The sequence below is a fragment of the Brevibacterium sp. 239c genome (genome assembly GCF_900169365.1).
Taxonomy (GTDB): Bacteria; Actinomycetota; Actinomycetes; order Actinomycetales; family Brevibacteriaceae; genus Brevibacterium.
Genome location: NZ_FXZH01000013.1, coordinates 62924 through 80558, shown reverse-complemented (window position 1 = coordinate 80558; position 17635 = coordinate 62924). Strand labels below are relative to the sequence as shown.

The following is a 17635-nucleotide window of genomic DNA, read 5'->3' as shown; positions in this document are numbered from 1 at the left end:
TCGGCGACGTCATCGAGTTGTGCACGGTGCGATAGTGGCGATTCGGCCATAGTTCCGCCTGCAGGTTTGTGCCTTCGTCATATGTTCGCCGCATCGTCCTCGTTCTAGCCTCGAGTGAACAGTTCGGCCGGTGACGGTCTGGTCATTTACAACACGCTCAACGGAGAGGCAGGAGCTCATTATGGCGCTGCATGTGGGAATAGACGTCGGCGGAACATTCACCGACGCCGTGGCAATTGAAGACGGACGAGCTTACACAGCGAAAGCATTCTCCACCAAGGATGTGACGACGGGGATTCTCAGCGCACTCGAGGTGCTTCGCGATCGCTTGGGGCGTAATGAAGAGGAGTTCGTGCCGAAGATCGAACGCTTCGTTCTGGGAAACACCATAGTGACGAATGCGGTCGATGAGCAGAAATACGCCCGCGTCTCGCTTCTCACGACAGCAGGATTTCGCGATACTTTGCGGATCGCCCGTTCGGCTCGCACGGATGAACGTGATCCCCATGCCATGGCTCCGCCACCTGATGTCGTCGAACGCAAGAGGATCTTCGAGGTGCCGGAACGGATCGACACGCATGGAAATGTGCTGCTTCAGCTTTCACCTGAAGGCATTGAGAGGGCCGTCGAGGCGGCCATTGCCTCGGACGCCGAATCTATCGCCATCTGTCTTCTGTGGTCATTCAGAAACTCTGCGCATGAAGAGGCTCTGGCCGAATACATCGATGAGCACTACCCGGGGGTGCCGTACACGCTTTCAAGCAGATTGACCCCCGTGTACAGAGAATATGAGCGGATGGTCACGACAACGCTGGACGCAGCGGTCAAACCCTTAGTCGTCGAGCATTTCCACGAACTCGATCGGAGGCTCAAAGCGTCTGGGCTGCGTACCCCCATCCAGATCATGCAGGTGCACGGCGGGTTTCTCTCGGTCGAAGAGACATCGAAGGCGCCGATCTCGATGTTCAACTCCGGGCCGGTCGGAGGGGTGACCGGGGCGAGAATGCTCGGAGAAGAACTTGGCCGGACCAAGATCCTGACTGCAGACATGGGAGGAACGAGCCTTGACTCGGCCGCAATTGTCGGCGGAGAGTTTCGTGTCCTTCCTCGAGCCGAAGTCGGCGGCATGCCGACAAGTCTGACCGCCGTCGACATCGAGACCATCGGTGCTGGTGGAGGCAGCCTCGCGTGGGTCGATGGTCGGGGACTGATGCGAGTCGGGCCGCACAGCGCTGGCTCGGTTCCCGGCCCTGCATGCTACGGGGAAGGTGGAGAACATCCTGCAGTCACAGATGCGGCATTGACTCTGGGGCTGATAAATCCCGAGTACTACCTCGCGGGAACAGTGCCCCTCTATCTTGAGCGCGCTCGACGCGCCATTGAGAAGCAGGTGGCAGAGCCGCTTGGACTCGATGCAGATGAGGCAGCTCAGGGAATCTACCGTTTGGCGGCTTCGCAGATGTCGAACGCGCTGAGAAAGATCACCGTCAATCGAGGTCACGACCCTCGAGAATTCACATTAGTAGGATTTGGGGGAGCCACCGGGCTCTTCGCAGCCGCTCTCGCACGCGAAGCCGGAGTGTCTGAGATCGTCATCCCCAGGAATGCGGCTGTGTTTTCCGCCTATGGTCTGATGCACGCAGACTCGGTCTATTCCGCCGTACGGACAAGCCCTTGGACCCTAACTTCAGCGGCGGACGATCTCGAGAAGGAGTTCGCTCAGCTCGAGGCTCGCGCTGAAGAGTGGTTCTCCTCCGAAAAGATTCCCGACTGTCGGCGCGAACTCACAAGAGAGGCAGACATGAAGTTCGTGGGACAGATCTTCGAAGTCACGACCACACTGCCTCCGGGGCCGTTCTCCGAAGCCGACAAGGAAGGGCTGCGCACACAGTTCGTGAAGGACTATGAGTCCGAATTCGGAACCGGAACTGCCTGGACTGAGGCCGAACTGCTGCTGGTCAACTCGCGAGTGAGGGCAGTGGGGTACAGCGAAGTGCAGAGTGCCAGCATGTCAGGCGACGGATCGTCGCACACTGCCTCAGACTTCCGCCGAACGATACTCGAACCACATGGAGATCGGGTCGAGGCGCGCGTCTATCGAGGCTTCAGCACAGAAGGCATGGTCGACGGCCCCTGCCTTCTGGAAGAGCCAGACACCACCATCTACGTTCCGTCCGGAGCTTCAGTCGAAACCACCTCACAGGGGCACTTCCTGATCAGACTCGATTCGCCGGCCAAATCTGTCCACCTGCAAGGAGATCAGTCATGAACGTGACGACATCTGATACGAGAATCGATCCGATCCGCCTCGAGGTCATCCGCATGCGGTTGGATTCCATCGTCGAAGAGATGGGTATCGCTATGATTCGCTCCTCCGGTTCTCCTGTCATCACAGAGGCAGGTGATTTCAACACGGCCCTCTTCGATCCAAATGGTCGCATATACGCCTACTCGGACTTCGTCCAATTCCACATCGGGTCCGGCAGCGTGGCGGTCCAAGAACTCGTTAAGACCATCGGCGACGAACCGGTTTACCCGGGCGACGCTTTCATCAGCAACGACCCGCACACGTCAGGAGCAAGCCACCCACCGGATACGAACATCATCTCGCCGATCTTTGCTGGCGACGAACTGGTCGGATGGGCGCAGTCGCAGGCTCACCTCGTCGACGTCGGCGGAATGACCGCTGGGGGTTTCGCGCCCGGGGCCTATGACTGTTACAGCGAAGCACTTCGATTGCCTCCGGGGGTCAAGATCTTCGATCGCGGTGAACCCGTAGAAGCCGTCAGGCGTCTGATACTAAATAATGTGCGGGTCCCAGCACTGTTTTGGAATGATGTGCGGTCACTCATCGCAAGCAATAACACGGGGATACGACGTCTGCTCGCCTCAATCGACGAGTTCGGGATCGACGAGTTCAAAGAGTGCACACGCATGAGTTTCGAGCTGGCGGAAAAGGTGGTGCGATCCCGCATCTCTCGCATTCCGGACGGTGTGTACCAAGCGGAAGAGTGGACGGAGCACAACGGCCACGTCGATGAGCTCTTTCGGGTCGCCTGCACGATGACGAAGACGGCTGATCGAATCGATTTCGACTTTACCGGGTCGAGTCCACAGACCGATGGATTCGTGAACTGCAGCTTCGGTGCTCTTGTCGGAAGTGTTGCCTCGGCGGTGGTGCCTATTCTCGCCTGGGACGTGCCGTTCAACGAGGGCGTGATGACCGCATTCGGAGTGGAGGCGGAAACCGGGTCGATCGTCAAACCGGTTCCGCCTGCGCCGATCAGCAACGGACATCTGACGACGGGTGCTCGGGTCAGCAGAGTCATCACCAAGCTGCTGAGCGAGGCCTGCAGCCGGAGTGCGGATGACGAGATCGTTGGCCGCGCTCAAGGCGTGTGGGCGGATTCCTGGACGGGAGGAATTTCGGCCGGCACGGACGATGACGGAGAGTTCTTCGTTCTGTTCAATATGGACGGCGGAGGAATGGGCTCAGGTGCGCAGCCGATGCGTGACGGTCTCGACTGTGCCGGAATGATGACCCAGGTCAACAATATGCTTCCGGACGTTGAGATGAACGAAATGCTCTACCCTGTCCTCTATCTGTGGAAACAGCTCAATGTGGATAGCGCCGGTCATGGGGCACATCGTGGTGGGCTCGGACTCCAATTCGCGTGGACACTGCATGGGGCACAGGAAGTGACGCAGACAGTCTTTGCCCCGAATTCGGCAGTTGTTGCGGACGGTTTCGCTGGAGGCCTGCCAGGCGGTGGCAGCGGCCATCGAGTCCTGAGGGAAACCGATGTTGCATTCGCACTGCTCAATGGCGTTGTTCCGACAGAGGACCGTCTCACCTTCGGCGATAATGAATTGCTGGGTATCAATCAGCAGTCGGTGACGATCCGTAACCAGGATGTGCTGGTGCAATGGATCGCCGGAGGTGGAGGCTTCGGTGATCCCCTATTGCGAGATCCTGAGGCGGTGTTGAGCGATGTCATCAACGGTTATGTCACCGCCACTGTCGCGCGCAAGGTGTATGGCGTCATCCTCCGACCAGACCCATCTGGAGAAGAGAAGGTCGACTCGTCGGCGACTGCTCGGGAGCGCAGGCGAATTCGCAGCGTCCGAGTTTCAGCGTCGGGTGAGGAACCGGGTGAGGAACCGGGTGTACTGACTACAGACGTTGATTCCCCTGCTCGAGATCTTGCGGCACCGAAGCGTGATGAGGAGGGTTGGTACTGCCCATCTTCCGGGGCGCGTCTCGGCGATGCCGACGATTGGAGAGACGCGGCGGTGCGCGTTCGCACTCCTGCCGCCCAGCGCCTTGGCGAACTCGGCGTCCGTGCCAGAGAACGCTGTTCAAAGAGCGAGCGCATCCTCATCGAAGAACTGTTCAGCCCCGAATGCGGCACACTGCTCTCGGCAAGGGTGCTCGTCGAACCGACAGAGGAGAGAGCATGACAGAAATTGATCGACTCCTGACCGCTCTGCGTCAGGAATCCGCAGCCCCTGGGGCGCTCAACGGAGTTGTGGTGCTCGACATCACTCGAGTTGTTGCCGGCCCTTACTGCTCGGAGGTACTGGCCGATCTGGGTGCGACAGTCATCAAGATCGAACATCCGGATGACCCTGACTACACCCGGGGCTTCCCCCCTGAGCTGAGGACCGGGGACGCCGGCGAGCCGGTGAGCGGCTTCTTCGCGCAGTACAACAGAAACAAGCTGGGTCTCACTCTCAACCTCCGCCATGAGGAGGGCAAGGAGGCGCTGCGCAGACTTGCCGAACGGGCAGACGTGTTGGTCGAGAACTTCCGCGCAGGCACGATGGACAAACTCGGCCTCGGTTGGGACAATCTGCGCACCGTCAATCCGAAGCTCATCTACACAGCGCTGTCCGGCTATGGGCAGACAGGCCCCTATCGGCGCAAACCCGCTTACGACAACAGCGCGCAGGCAACAGGCGGGCTGTGGTCGATGAACGGCGAGAAGGGCGGACCGCCGACTCGCGTCGGAACGATCATCGGGGATCTCTCGGCAAGCCTCTATGGGGTGATCGGGACGCTTGCCGCTCTTCGGCACGCTGAAGCGACTGGAGAAGGTCAGCTCGTCGACATCTCTCAGCAGGATTCAGTCCTCAGCCTCACCGAGAATGCGGTAGTCGCCTATGACGTCGGGGGCACGGTCCCACAGCCGCTTGGCAACCAGCATCCCTTTGTTCGGCCCTACGAGCTCTTTCCGTGCAAGGACGGATACGTGTTCTTCGGCGGATACACCGACAAATTCTGGCGTCTGAGCTGCGAAACCTTCGGAACAGCCGATCAGGCAGATGATCCCGAGCTTGCAACCATGGCCGCACGGTTCGACGACGAGGTCTACGAGCTCAAGGTGCGCCCGCTGATCAACCATTGGTTCGCCGACAGGACGAAGACGGAGCTCGAAGAGCTCGCCGGGGATTCCCTTCCGCTCAGCGCGGTCAAGGACATCGCCGAGGTTGTCGACGATCCGCAGATCGCCGCTCGAGACATGGTCGTCGAAGTCGACTATCCCGACCACGGCCCGCTGCGGATGTTCGGTTCGCCGATCAAGCTCAGCCGCACGCCACCGCTGACTCGGGCGCTGGCCCCATTGACGGGAGAGCACACCGATGCTGTCCTGCGAGAGCTGGCGGGATATGACGATGAAGGTATCGCGGCAATGCGAGCGGAGGGCACTGTCCGATGAGCGGGATCATTCTCGAACGTTCCGACGGCGTGGGAGTCATCACGATCGACCGCCCGGAAAAGCTCAACGCGCTCACGCTGGCCATGTATGACGAGCTGTCCGATGTCTTTGACGAGATACGCGACGATCCCGCGATCGGAGTCGCCATCCTCACTGGCGCCGGGGATCGGGCGTTCTGCGTGGGTGCCGACCTGAAAGAATCGATTCCTGCTCTGGCCGAGGAACGCTTCGACATTTCTGAGTGGGACGGCGCCCACCAGAAGCACTCGCGCCTGTTCAAGCCGGTCATCGCGGCGGTGAACGGGCTCTGCCTGGGCGGTGGCTTTGAGATCATGCTCTCTACGGATCTTCGGATTGCTGCAGATACCGCACGCTTCGGGTTGCCGGAGGCGGGAGTGGGGGTCGTTCCTGCGGGAGGAACTCTGGCCCGCCTCACCCGGCAGATTCCCTATCCTTGGGCGATGGAGCTGCTGCTTACAGGGCAGCCAGTTGATGCAGTGACCGCTGAACGTCGAGGCCTCGTCAACAGAGTGGTACCGGCAGGCGACCTTCTCGACGAGGCGTTCGCACTTGCCCACCGGCTGCTCGAATGCAGTGGGACCTCGCTCTCCGTCATCAAATCTGCGACGGCTCAATTGTCCGAGATGCCGTTGAATGCCGCTTTTCACGCCGAGGCCCTCTACGGTCAACAAGCGTTCGCGAGTCCAGATGCGAAGGAGGGGCTGGCAGCCTTCTCCGAGGGGCGAACTCCTCGGTTCCCCAGCAGGACAGAGGCAACGAAGCAACCGCCGGAGGGGCATGAGAGGGGCTGACCTGAAGGGACTGCGGCGACGATGATGTCGGTGCACGAGAACTATGATGAGCTTATGGAGCAACTGGGTTCGTATGACGGGTCATCTGAGGTCGATCGACTCTCGACTGACACGGTTGTCGAACTCCTCAGAGCTGCGAATTCGGAGCAGCAGGATGCCCTCAGAACCCTCGACGATCGAGTCCGGTCCGAGGGGATCAGCCCCGAGAGATCGAGACAGGTCACCGATGCAGTCGGGCAACTGCAGAGCACCAGATCCCATCTTCGTCGCCGCTCACAGGAGCTGACCGGGCTGCTTGCGACGGCGCGTGAACTCGTCCAGCTCCATGACGTCGGCACAGTGCTCAGCAGGCTGGTGCAGAGAGCCCATGAGCTCATCGGCACCGATGTCACCTATCTCGCCGAGACGGAAGCCGGTGCAGACGGCATGCGAGTCAGACATTCCGTCGGCACAGTCACCGAGATCTTCAGGGATCTCTTCGTCCCAGCCGGAAAAGGACTGGCGAACAAGGTGGTGAAGGCGCGGGCTCCGGTGTGGGTCGCACGATACGAAGAGATGATCGCGGCACCGCGGGATCCGAGCATCGATGCGGCAGTTGAGGCAGAGGGCCTAGTTTCATTCCTCGGGGTTCCGATGATGGTCGGTGACGAGATCATCGGTGCACTGTTCGCCTGCAATCGCTTCGACCACGAATACACCCCTGAGCAGATCGCTCTTCTGTCGGCCTTTGCCGACCACGCCGCGCTGGCGCTCAATTCTGCGCGTCTACTCGGCAACAGCGAACTTGCGGCCCAGAGAGCAGAACAGGCTTATCGTGAGCTTGCGGATCACGTCACCGACATGGAACGCGCGAATCGAGTTCACGAGACCCTCACAGCAGCTGTCGTAGCGGGTGGCTCGATCGGGGAGATCACTGCCACGCTCTCCCAGGCGCTGAACCGACCGGTCATCGCGCTCGATGCCCGCCTGCGGAGAGTGTCGTCGTCGCCGAGCGACTGCGGGTCGGCTCCTCCACCACGTCTCCTTGCCTCTGCGGTCGCTGAGAGTCGCGACAGTGGACGGTGCACCACGGTCAATGCCGGAGGCACAGAGTGGATCGTCGTCGCTATCGTCGGTGCAGATTCCGTGACCGGCGCGATCGTAGTGCCTGTGACTTCCGGACAGCGACGGGACGTCGAGGGTAGATTGCTCGAACGCGCGGCGCATGTGGCCGCTCTGCTGTCGTTGAAACAGGAGGCGGTCGACAGCGCCCGTGCGAGCCGGCGGTCTCGTATCCTCAACGACATCCTCGACGGCACCGAACTTGCTCGGGCCGACCCTGCCGACGAGCTCGATTCGCTCGCGGGCCCCCTCCAATCGGCGTCAGCCCTGTGGTCGCCCGGCGGTGAGCTCAGTCGCCGATCTCGACGCCTCGTTCAGCTCATCGGAGATTCTGGCCTGTTCGCGATGCGCGGCGAGCACCTGATAGTTCTGTGGGCAGCGGCGGATGGAGGGAAGCGCACTGAGGCCCTGCGCGAGCACCTCGAAGCTGAGAACCGCAACCGCACGACCGCCGTTCACTCCGAAGTGACTTCTTCAGGCATTCTCAAAGCCGTCGAGAGGGTCACAGGATGCCTGGAGCTCCTTCCTTCCTTTGGTGTCGAGGGTGTGAGCGTGCCTGCCGTCTCCTTTGCTCCGTATCAGGCCTTGGTGTCATCCGACCCCGGTTCAGCTGAGCAGTTCATCGCCGAGATGCTCGGACCGATCGTCGCCTGGGACGAACGCAGGGGGACAGACCTCTTCGGCACCCTGAGCGCGTACTTCGACAACGGGGAGAGCGGCAGCGGATCGGCACGAGAACTCCACGTCCACAAAAACACCATCCAACAGCGACTGGAGCGGATCGGCGAACTCACCGGCGGTGCCTTCGCCGATCCCGAGTATCGTTTTCGGATGCATGCGGCGGTACGACTGCGCAGGCTCAGAAGCGGACTCATCGAGTCTGCGCAGAATCTGTCGGGCCCGGCAACCGCGACTTGATCTCAGCGTCGGCGAAGCAGTGCCGAGGCTGCCAACGAGATCGCACCGGCGACGATCATATAGACGCTGATCGCCCACGATCCGCCGAACGTCGACAGCAGTTCCAGATAGATGATGGGGACGAAGGCCGAACCGAGAATGGTGCCGAGCCCCAGAGCAAGAGAGATACCCGTGTATCGGACTCGAGCGTCGAAGGCGTCCGCATAGAGGACTCCGAGGGTGCCATAGGCGGCACAGAACGCAATTGTGGCGAGAAGATAGCCGAGGAAGGCCAGCCCGGCATTGCCGATGTCGATGAGCCAGAACGACGGGAGGGCTGTGCCGGCAATGGCCGCGGATCCGACTCCGAATACCTTCCGGGCCCCGTATGCGTCCGCCAGCCGTCCGGCGATCGGCAGCCCGACGATAGAGAGCAGCGAGCAGACCGTTGCCATCATGAGCATCAGACCTCGATCGAAGCCGATGTACTCGGTCCCATACGTGAGGCTGAAGGTGAAGAGCATATAGAAGACCGCGCCGATGCCCGCGAAGCTCAGTGCGGCAAGAATGATCTCACGCCAATGTGTTCTCAGCGCATCCACGATCGGCATGCGTGAGCTGCGTCCTTCTGCTTGCAGAGCCTGGAACTCCGGAGTCTCGGAGATCCGCATCCTGATGAGCAGTCCGACGATGACCAGTGCAGCGCTGGCGAGGAAGGGCACGCGCCAGCCCCACGACGCGAATTCCGCGTCAGGAAGCTGGTCTAGGCCGAGGTAGATCAACGTTGCCAGAGTCAGACCGAGTGCGAGGCCGATCTGAGGCACGCTCCCATACAGTCCTCTGCGTCTGGCCGGTGCGTGCTCGACGACGATGAGGACGGCCCCGCCCCATTCGCCGCCCAGAGCGAAGCCCTGGACGAAGCGCAATGACATGAGCAGCAGCGGTGCCGCAACTCCGATCTGTGAGTAAGTCGGGAGGAGTCCGATGGCGAACGTTGCACCTCCCATGAGCATGAGCGAAAGGACCAGCATGGTCTTGCGACCGATGCGGTCGCCGAAATGCCCGAAGACGATCGATCCGAGTGGGCGTCCGAAGTAGCCGACTGCGATACCGCCGAAGGCGAGGATCGTACCGACGATGGGGTCGTAATCGGGGAAGAACAGCGAATTGATGATGAGTGCCGCGGCAGTCGAATAGGCGAAGAAGTCAAACCATTCGACCGTCGTGCCCATCAGGCTCGAGAAGGCGATGGTCCGCATGCTCGGTTCAGGTGCGTGTCTCCCACCCTCGTTCACCGGGGCGGGCTCGGGCCCGGAGATCTCTGGGGGCGCATCGGAATTGGGCGTGAACATTGTTCTCCTCATCGAGAGCAGCGGACGTGACAGCCATATCGTGTCCCATGCGCGCTGAAGCAGGTATGGCAGGCTGCCCATGATGAGGAGAGCGCGCATGGACTTTCGGCCATACCGCGGCACTGGGCATGGCACTTACAGTGACCACGTCAGACAATCGATGAGAGCCATAAGTGGAGGAACAGCGTGAGCAGTGACGCGGCGCGGAGCAGTAGGATTTCGGGATTCCGAAAGTACTCAGTCAGCCAGAGACGGGCCGAAGTAGCCGAGGTCTCGGGCCTTTCAGAGTCTCGTTTCGAGACGTGGAACCCTGAGTCGGGGTTGCTGCTCGACCAGGCCGACCGCATGATCGAGAACGTTGTGGGTGTACTCGGCACACCGATCGGGATCGCGACGAACTTCCTCGTCGATGGAAGAGATGTGCTCGTTCCGATGGCGACGGAGGAACCTTCTGTCGTTGCAGCGGCGAGCAATCTCGCGAGGATGACACGTGGGACCGGCGGATTCACCACGTCGCAGACAGATCCCCTGATTCAGGCGCAGATTCAACTCCTCGACGTCACTGACCCCGAAGCCGCTCGCCTGCGGCTGCTCGAATCGACGGAAGAGATCAGCGCCCTCGCCGACAGCCAAGATCCCCGACTGGTCGAGGTCGGCGGCGGCGTTCGTGACATCATCGTTCGCCTCGTGCCGAGCAGGCGAGGGACCTATGTCGTTGTTCACCTCGTCGTCGATGTGCGCGACGCCATGGGCGCCAATGCCGTGAACACGATGGCAGAGGCCGTGGCTCCGAGGCTGGGCGAGATTGCTGGTGGGCGTCCGCTGCTGCGTATTCTCACGAACAAGGCGGACCGGCGCCTCACCCGGGTGCGCGGTGTCTTCGACGCAGAACTCCTCGGCGGTGCCGATGTCGTCGAAGATATGCTCGACGCGGCCGAGCTTGCGGTCGCTGACTCCTATCGGGCCGCGACCCACAACAAGGGGATCATGAACGGAATCACTGCGGTGGTGTCGGCAACCGGAAATGACACGCGAGCAGTCGAGGCCGGAGCCCATTCCCATGCGGCGGCGCAGGGCCTCTATTCTGCGATGTCGCATTACGAAGTCGACGGTGAGGGCAATCTCGTCGGCACGATGGAGCTCCCGATGCCGGTTGGGCTCGTGGGCGGGGCAACAAGTGTCCACCCGGCCGCGAAGACCGCGGTGTCGGTGCTTGGGGTAGCGACAGCGGCCGAGCTCGCCTCCGTGATCATGGCGGTCGGACTTGCGCAGAACGCTGCCGCATTGAGGGCACTTGCGACTGAAGGGATTCAACGCGGCCATATGTCCCTGCACGCACGTAATGTTGCCGTCACTGCAGGTGCGCAGCCGCACGAGGTCGACCAGATCGTCGAACGGTTGGTCTCCGATGGCGCGGTCCGCGTCGAACATGCCGTCGAGCTGCTCAACGAGTTACGGGCATGACACCGGCATTCCCTGATCCTCACCCCACGACGTCGACCACCCCCGAGGTGGCGATCTGCGAGGTGGGACCGCGTGACGGGCTGCAGGCCGAAGATCAGATCATCGCAACCGAGGACAAGGTCGCGTTCATCGAACGACTTGCGAATGCCGGACTCGACACGGTCGAGGCAACGAGTTTTGTGTCCCCGAAATGGGTTCCGCAACTGGCGGATTCCGCCGAGGTGTGCGCAGGGGTTCGTCACCTCAAGAGAGTGCATCTGCCCGTCCTCGTTCCGAACGAGCGCGGCCTCGACCGGGCGCTGGCCGCGGGCGTCGAATCCATCGCAGTCTTCGTCAGCGCAACGGAGAGCTTCGCCCGAAACAACCTCAACACCGGATGGCAGGAGGCTCTGGCCACCGCCGAGAAGGTGACTTCCGCGGCGCTGGCCGCAGGGCTGCAGGTCCGTGGATATGTTTCGATGTGCTTCGGTGATCCGTGGGAAGGGCGGGTGCCGAGCGACGATGTTCTCACCGTCGCTCGTCGTCTTTTCGCGGCGGGGTGCAGCGAAGTCAGCCTCGGCGACACGATCGGGGTCGCCACCGCAGGGCACGTTCGTGAACTCCTCGGCAGGTTCACCCCAGAGGAGCGGACGCGCCTCGCGCTGCATGCTCATGATACTTACGGGCAGGCGCTCGCCAACGTCCTTGCGGGCCTTGACAGCGGCATTCGCATCTTCGACTCGGCTGCTGGCGGTCTTGGCGGATGCCCGTTCGCCGGCAGTGCGACGGGCAATCTCGCCACCGAAGATCTGGTCTGGATGCTTGAGGGCATGGGCATCCGCACAGGGGTGGACCTGCAGTCCGTGGTCGAGGCGAGCAGGCGGATGGCCGAGCTTCTCGGCCGAGCTTCTCCATCATCCGTTTTGCGCGCACTCTCGGTGTGAGTCAGTACCTCGAGCTGCGGCTGCTGTGCATGATCTCGACCAGGGTGTCCGCAAACCGTTCGACGTCCTCCGGAGATATTTGAGAGACGCTGACACGGAGGAATGGAGGAGATTCAAGACGGAAGGGTGCGCCGGAGCGCACGCTCCATCCTGCCACCAGCAGGTGAGAGCTGATTGCGGTTTCGTCGTCGACGGAGATGAGGACGTTCATTCCGCTCGTTCCATGAGCCTCGATGCCGTGAGCGGCCAGGGCACCGATGAGCTGATCGCGTCGAGCCGTGTATTCGCTCTCGGCCTCTCGCATTCGCGCGGCGACTGCGTCATCGTTCAGTGCTCGGGCTACCAGTCGCTGCAGGAAGTGGCTCACCCAGCCGGGGCCGACTATGAAACGGCCCTGGACCTGTTCCGCTGTCTGGGGATCACTGGCGGTCACGGCGAGCCTGAGGTCCGGGCCGAGGGCTTTGTTGACAGACCGAGTGATGGACCATCGTTCGCGACCGGTCGTGACTGTCTGCATGGGGCTTCCGGCAACGAGGCTAGCGTGATCGTCTTCGATGATGAACAGCGAGGGATCCTTGTCCAGCACGGCACGCAGTGCGGCCGCGCGATCGGCATTTAGGGCCGAGCCGTATGGATTCTGCGCGCGCGGAGTCAGGATCACCGCAGAGCACTTGCGAGCTTTGAGTGCTCTTTCGAGCGCCTCCGGCTTCATGCCATGGTCGTCGACCGCCACCGGGACCGTTTCTAGGCCGAGGACGCGAACGAGCGAGAGCATCGAGCTCCACAGAGGGTCCTCCACGGCAACCGCATCGCCTGGGTGGGTGATGGCAGAGAGGATTCTCTCTATCGCATCGAGCGACCCGTTGGTCGGAGTGAGTTCGCCCTCAACTCCGTCGGCGAGGAATGCCTCGCTCATCGCTCGGTGAAGTGCAGGATCCCAGATGTCTGTGCTGTAGGCGGTGGGCTGCCAGAGGTCGTCGCTGAGCAGTCTGCCCAGATCTGGCAGAAGAGCCGCGTCGGGAGAAGCCGAAGAGACGTCCTTGGCGCCGGGTGGAAGAGGCATTGACCGGGTGACCGGCAGTGCTGGCTTCGAGGTGACTCTCGCGCGTCGTCGTTGCGCCGTGGTGATGACGTTGCGGCGGCGAAGGATGGCAAACGCCGAGCTGACCGTGGCCGGGCTGACGCCGCTGGTCATCGCGAGACTGCGGATGGAGGGAAGTGCAGTTCCGGGCTGGAGCTCGCCCGAGCTCACTGCCGAGGCGACTGCGTTGGCGATGTCGCGGGCAGTCTGTGAGCGGCGTAACTCATCATCCAGCACGCGTTCGAATCTATCAGACTGCATGAGCTTCCTAGACAACGAAGGGACGGTATGCAAAAGTGGACACGATTAGTTATAACACAGAATCTAACTGTACTAGGACAAATATGTGGATCAACCCATTGTTCGAAGTCGATGCGCTCGACGAGCTCCGTCAACTCCTTGCGGAGAACTCGCTGGCGACCTTGGTTGTCGAGAGTCCGCTGCGAGCTGCGCACGTACCGATACTCCTTGAAGACTCTGCGGAGGGGATTCTGCTCAGTGGGCACATCACCCGATCTGACCCTGTCGAGCAGAGAATTCGAGAAGAGGGTGATGCGTTGGCAATCTTCCACGGCCCTCGGGCCTACGTGAGTGCGGGTTGGTACGACGATCCTGGACTGCCGACCTACAACTTCTCCGTCGTGCATCTGGCCGGCACCACGACAATGATGGACGAGGACGCGCTGCGCGAGCATCTCACCGACCTGGTCAGGCGGGAAGAAATTCAAAAGGACCCGAAATCCGAGGGTGCATGGGAGATGGGCGCGACTGCGCGAGACCGCCTGGAGAAGCTGCTGCCCTTGGTAAGCGGGTTCTGGATCCAGGTGGAGATAGCGCAGGCGAAGGCGAAAATGGGGCAGAATCGCAGCGCAGACGATCGCGATCGCACCCGAGCGCACCTCGACGGTGCGGCAGGGCTGGAGCCGCGCGAAGTTTCGGCCAGAATGGGCGCGATGGACGATGGTACCGGCGGACGATGTGGTGTCACCCCGACGATCGCGGAAACCCAGCGTCAGAAGGAGCAGTGATGGAACTCGATCTCAGAATTTCGGCCGATGTGATCCACACCATGGATCCGGGGCGACCCACTGCCCACACAGTCGGCATCTGGCACAACCGGATCGTCGGCGTCGACGAGCAGATCGAAGGCTTGTCCGCACGGCGCGAAATCACGCATTCCGGCGCGATTCTTCCGGGTTTCATCGATGCCCACACCCACCTCCAGCTCACTGGGCAGACCCTCAACGCCCTCGACATCTCCGGAACTGACTCCGTCGACGAGGTGATCAAGCTGATCGCCGACTATGCCGCCGGCCTGTCCACTGGAGCATGGGTTGAAATATCTGGATATGACCAGCGGGCATTCGGCCGAGACCTCACGGCAGACGATCTCGATGCAGCCGTCGGTGAGAGGAAAGCCTGGGCCCGGCACACCTCGAGCCACTCGTCAGTCATCTCGTCGGCTGTCATTCGCGACATAGAGGACCCGAATCTGCGGCAACATGCCATTGACGCTCGAGGCGTTCTCCACGAGGAAGAGCAGGCCGTGGTGCAGCAGCAGCGACTGCCCTACCCGGTCGGGGAGGTAAAGGGTGCAGTGGCCACAGCGGCCAGATTGGCCGCACAGGATGGTGTCACGATGAGCATCGAGGCGGGAGCCGGCGGGAGCATCGGCAGCCTCAACCCGCTGGACCTCATAGGTTTCCAAGAGCTCATCGACGAGGGACGAATGCCGATGCGCATCCAGATGATGCCCAGTCACGATGCTCTGCACGCGGTGACAGGCGGCATGGATGCATTCTCGCGGGGACTCGACCTCGGGCTTCGCACCGGCATAGGTTCTGACATGCTTAGCATCGGTCCCATGAAGTTCGTGCTCGACGGTGGAATGGCGGTGAGGACAGCACTGCTGACCGAGCCGTACATCGGAACCGACAGCTGCGGGGTGCTGCGAGAGGACCTCAATGTCTTCCGCAGGAATATGATCGATGCCATCGCCGGAGGGTGGACGCTTGCAGTGCATGCGATCGGCGATGCCGCACTCGACATCGCGCTCGACATATTCGACGAATCTTTCCGCCTCACTCCTGACCATGTCGGTGGTCACAGGATCGAACACGGCGGGCTCATTCGTGACGATCAGATTCCGCGCCTGGCCGCCCTCGGCCTCACCGTCGTTGGTCAGTCAGGCTTCCTCTGGGTCTCCGGTGACGATTATGCCAAACAGCTGGGACAGGACCGAGTCTCCGGACTCTATCGCGGTCAATCGCTCGTCGACGCGGGCGTACCCCTGGTCGGCAGCACGGACCGTCCACTCCCCGGCAGACCGCTGCAGGGGATACGCACCTCAGTCGAGAGGCTTACTGATCAAGGCACGTTGCTCGCTCCAGCGGAACGGATCTCGGTCTACGACGCAGTCGCCGGGTGGACGACGGCAGCTGCCGCATCGGCGGGGATGGGCGACCGCCTCGGCGCGATCCGCGAGGGATACCTCGCCGATCTTGTGCTGCTCAGCGCCGACCCGCACACGGTCCCTGTCAGTGAGATCACTGACATCTCGATTGTCGACACAATGGTCGACGGACAACTGATCAGCGACGCCGACGGGCACGAGGACCGATCATGAAGCTACACGAAGCGATTGCGAAATTCTTGGCAGACGAGCGCGGCACTCAGCCCGTGTTCGGCCTCATGGGAGATGCCAATCTGGCGTTCCTCGGAGACTATATCGAGCGCGAGGGAGGCACCTACATTCCAGCCGTCGGCGAGAACGGCGCCGTCCTCATGGCATACGGGTATTCACGAGCCAGCTGCGGGATGGGAGTCGCCACTGTCACGCACGGCCCTGCGCTGACGAACACCCTGACGGGCTTGACGGAGGCGGTACGGGCGCAGGCTCCACTGGTTCTCCTCACGGGCGACACTCCCGATGTGCACGAGTTCTTCCAGCACACCGACATCCAGGGGTTCGCTCAGCATGCGGGGGCGCAGTTCGAGCGAGTCAGATCCGCGGGTACAGCTCTGTCGACATTGGTCAAGGCATTCACCAGGGCACGGTTCGAATCGCGACCAGTGGTCGTCGACATTCCGCTCCCCCTAATGTCGGCAGACGTTGACTACGCGGTACCGACCTGGCCGCCGTTTGCGCCTCAGCGCATTCGCCCTGATTCGGACAGCGTCGAAGGCGCCGCGGCGATGCTGCTGGCGGCGAAGCGCCCGCTAGTCGTCGCGGGCCGTGGCGCTGTCAGGTCAGGTGCGGGTGACGCTGTGCTTGAATTGGCCCGGCTCATCGACGCTCCTGTAATGACCAGCCTGCTCGGGCGCGAGCTGTTCTCCGGTCAGCCTGAGAATCTCGGGATCTTCGGAACTCTTTCGAGCAGACTCGGTGCCGACCACATTGGGCAGGCCGACGTTGTACTGGCGCTGGGGGCATCGCTCAACAACTGGCAGACGGACACCTATCGACTCCTGGCCGACAAGCGCGTGATTCAGGTCGACTCGGACCCCGTGGCCCTGGCGAAATACGGGCCGATCTCACTCGGAGTGGTCGCCGATGCCGGTGCTGCTGCGGAGGATCTGCTGGAGATCCTCCGTGAAGTGGGGCAGGAGCCGAGCGGGGGTCGTCGTCTGGCCGACATTGCGGAGGCTAATGCAGGAGAGGATCGCGCACATTTCAACTCGACAACCGGCGGCGGGTATGTCGACGCGCGCGAGGCAACTGTCGAAATAGACAGAGTGCTGCCACCGGGAACTCGCCAGTTGACCGATGTCGGCCGATTCACGGTTTCCGTGTGGCCACACATCACGCCGTCTCCCGGCACAATGGACTATCCGGGATACTTCGGCTCGATTGGGCTGGGCATCGGCGCAGGAGTCGGAGTCGCATCAGTCGACCAGACACTGCCGACAGTTGTCTGGGTCGGCGATGGCGGTGCGATGCAGGGCCTCGTGGAGATCACCACTGCCGTCCGGCAGTCGCTGCCGCTGATCATCGTCGTCATCAATGACGGCTGCTACGGCGCCGAGTACCTCAAACTCATCGATGTCGGAGCGAAACCCGAAAATGCGTTCATGACATGGCCCTCGATCTCACGAGCGGCCGAGGGCTTGGGTGCTGAGGGTATTCGGGTGACTGATCGGGAACAGCTCACTGCTGCTGTCGCGCGCATAGAAGAATACAGTGCAGAAGCGGCAGGCGACGGCGTGACCTGCCCTCTTGTCATCGAAGTCATCGCCGATCCGCACCAAATGGCGAATGAAGCCTCGGTGGGGTGATATCGCACTA

At 61.7% G+C, this 17635-nt stretch carries 12 protein-coding genes; 10 read left to right on the top strand and 2 right to left on the bottom strand.

The window, feature by feature from the left end:
* Positions 1-181 precede the first annotated feature (181 nt).
* The 5 genes from BSP239C_RS12825 to BSP239C_RS12805 are packed head-to-tail and all read left to right on the top strand — an operon-like array spanning position 182 to position 8551.
* Positions 182-2269 carry a hydantoinase/oxoprolinase family protein gene (locus tag BSP239C_RS12825; protein ID WP_101573466.1) on the top strand — a complete coding sequence of 696 codons (2088 nt, stop codon included), beginning with the start codon at positions 182-184 and terminating at the stop codon, positions 2267-2269.
* Positions 2266-4461: a hydantoinase B/oxoprolinase family protein gene (locus BSP239C_RS12820; RefSeq protein ID WP_219618899.1), complete on the top strand. Its 2196-nt coding sequence runs from the start codon at positions 2266-2268 to the stop codon at positions 4459-4461. Before BSP239C_RS12825 ends, BSP239C_RS12820 begins: the two co-directional genes overlap by 4 nt.
* Positions 4458-5720, top strand: a complete 1263-nt coding sequence (locus BSP239C_RS12815) for a CaiB/BaiF CoA-transferase family protein (protein ID WP_101573464.1) — start codon at positions 4458-4460, stop codon at positions 5718-5720. The genes BSP239C_RS12820 and BSP239C_RS12815 overlap by 4 nt, the downstream gene beginning before the upstream one ends.
* Positions 5717-6532, top strand: a complete 816-nt coding sequence (locus BSP239C_RS12810; RefSeq protein WP_101573462.1) for an enoyl-CoA hydratase/isomerase family protein — start codon at positions 5717-5719, stop codon at positions 6530-6532. Before BSP239C_RS12815 ends, BSP239C_RS12810 begins: the two co-directional genes overlap by 4 nt.
* Positions 6533-6586: 54 nt before the next feature.
* Positions 6587-8551, top strand: a complete 1965-nt coding sequence (locus BSP239C_RS12805; RefSeq protein ID WP_180959018.1) for a helix-turn-helix domain-containing protein — start codon at positions 6587-6589, stop codon at positions 8549-8551.
* A gap of 2 nt (positions 8552-8553) precedes the next feature.
* Here BSP239C_RS12805 and BSP239C_RS12800 read toward each other — a convergent pair whose 3' ends face one another.
* Complete coding sequence (locus BSP239C_RS12800; RefSeq protein ID WP_180959017.1) at positions 8554-9882, bottom strand: MFS transporter; 1329 nt, start codon at positions 9880-9882, stop codon at positions 8554-8556.
* A 186-nt stretch (positions 9883-10068) separates the two neighbouring features.
* Here BSP239C_RS12800 and BSP239C_RS12795 point away from each other — a divergent pair, with 186 nt between their 5' ends.
* Complete coding sequence (locus BSP239C_RS12795; protein WP_101573456.1) at positions 10069-11346, top strand: hydroxymethylglutaryl-CoA reductase, degradative; 1278 nt, start codon at positions 10069-10071, stop codon at positions 11344-11346.
* The gene (locus BSP239C_RS12790; protein WP_101573454.1) at positions 11343-12269 is read left to right on the top strand and encodes a hydroxymethylglutaryl-CoA lyase; all 927 of its coding nucleotides are present in this window, start codon (positions 11343-11345) and stop codon (positions 12267-12269) included. Before BSP239C_RS12795 ends, BSP239C_RS12790 begins: the two co-directional genes overlap by 4 nt.
* A gap of 1 nt (position 12270) precedes the next feature.
* Here BSP239C_RS12790 and BSP239C_RS12785 read toward each other — a convergent pair whose 3' ends face one another.
* Complete coding sequence (locus BSP239C_RS12785) at positions 12271-13611, bottom strand: aminotransferase class I/II-fold pyridoxal phosphate-dependent enzyme (protein ID WP_101573452.1); 1341 nt, start codon at positions 13609-13611, stop codon at positions 12271-12273.
* Positions 13612-13694: 83 nt separating this feature from the next.
* Between BSP239C_RS12785 and BSP239C_RS12780 the strand changes: the two genes are divergently transcribed.
* From BSP239C_RS12780 to BSP239C_RS12770, 3 genes are read left to right on the top strand one after another with little or no spacing between them, the layout of a single operon-like run.
* A complete protein-coding gene (locus BSP239C_RS12780; RefSeq protein WP_101573450.1) occupies positions 13695-14378 on the top strand; it encodes an FMN-binding negative transcriptional regulator in 684 nt (227 codons plus the stop codon).
* Positions 14378-15976 carry an amidohydrolase gene (locus BSP239C_RS12775; protein WP_180959016.1) on the top strand — a complete coding sequence of 533 codons (1599 nt, stop codon included), beginning with the start codon at positions 14378-14380 and terminating at the stop codon, positions 15974-15976. The genes BSP239C_RS12780 and BSP239C_RS12775 overlap by 1 nt, the downstream gene beginning before the upstream one ends.
* On the top strand, positions 15973-17625 hold the full coding sequence (locus tag BSP239C_RS12770; protein ID WP_101573446.1) for a thiamine pyrophosphate-binding protein: 1653 nt from the start codon (positions 15973-15975) through the stop codon (positions 17623-17625). The genes BSP239C_RS12775 and BSP239C_RS12770 overlap by 4 nt, the downstream gene beginning before the upstream one ends.
* The last annotated feature ends 10 nt before the right edge of the window (positions 17626-17635 follow it).

Coding starts and splice junctions, on each gene's coding strand:
- BSP239C_RS12825 (WP_101573466.1), top strand. CDS start 182: ATGGCGCTGCATGTGGGAATAGACGTCGGCGGAACATTCACCGACGCC.
- BSP239C_RS12820 (WP_219618899.1), top strand. CDS start 2,266: ATGAACGTGACGACATCTGATACGAGAATCGATCCGATCCGCCTCGAG.
- BSP239C_RS12815 (WP_101573464.1), top strand. CDS start 4,458: ATGACAGAAATTGATCGACTCCTGACCGCTCTGCGTCAGGAATCCGCA.
- BSP239C_RS12810 (WP_101573462.1), top strand. CDS start 5,717: ATGAGCGGGATCATTCTCGAACGTTCCGACGGCGTGGGAGTCATCACG.
- BSP239C_RS12805 (WP_180959018.1), top strand. CDS start 6,587: ATGGAGCAACTGGGTTCGTATGACGGGTCATCTGAGGTCGATCGACTC.
- BSP239C_RS12800 (WP_180959017.1), bottom strand. CDS start 9,882: ATGTTCACGCCCAATTCCGATGCGCCCCCAGAGATCTCCGGGCCCGAG.
- BSP239C_RS12790 (WP_101573454.1), top strand. CDS start 11,343: ATGACACCGGCATTCCCTGATCCTCACCCCACGACGTCGACCACCCCC.
- BSP239C_RS12785 (WP_101573452.1), bottom strand. CDS start 13,611: ATGCAGTCTGATAGATTCGAACGCGTGCTGGATGATGAGTTACGCCGC.
- BSP239C_RS12780 (WP_101573450.1), top strand. CDS start 13,695: ATGTGGATCAACCCATTGTTCGAAGTCGATGCGCTCGACGAGCTCCGT.
- BSP239C_RS12775 (WP_180959016.1), top strand. CDS start 14,378: ATGGAACTCGATCTCAGAATTTCGGCCGATGTGATCCACACCATGGAT.
- BSP239C_RS12770 (WP_101573446.1), top strand. CDS start 15,973: ATGAAGCTACACGAAGCGATTGCGAAATTCTTGGCAGACGAGCGCGGC.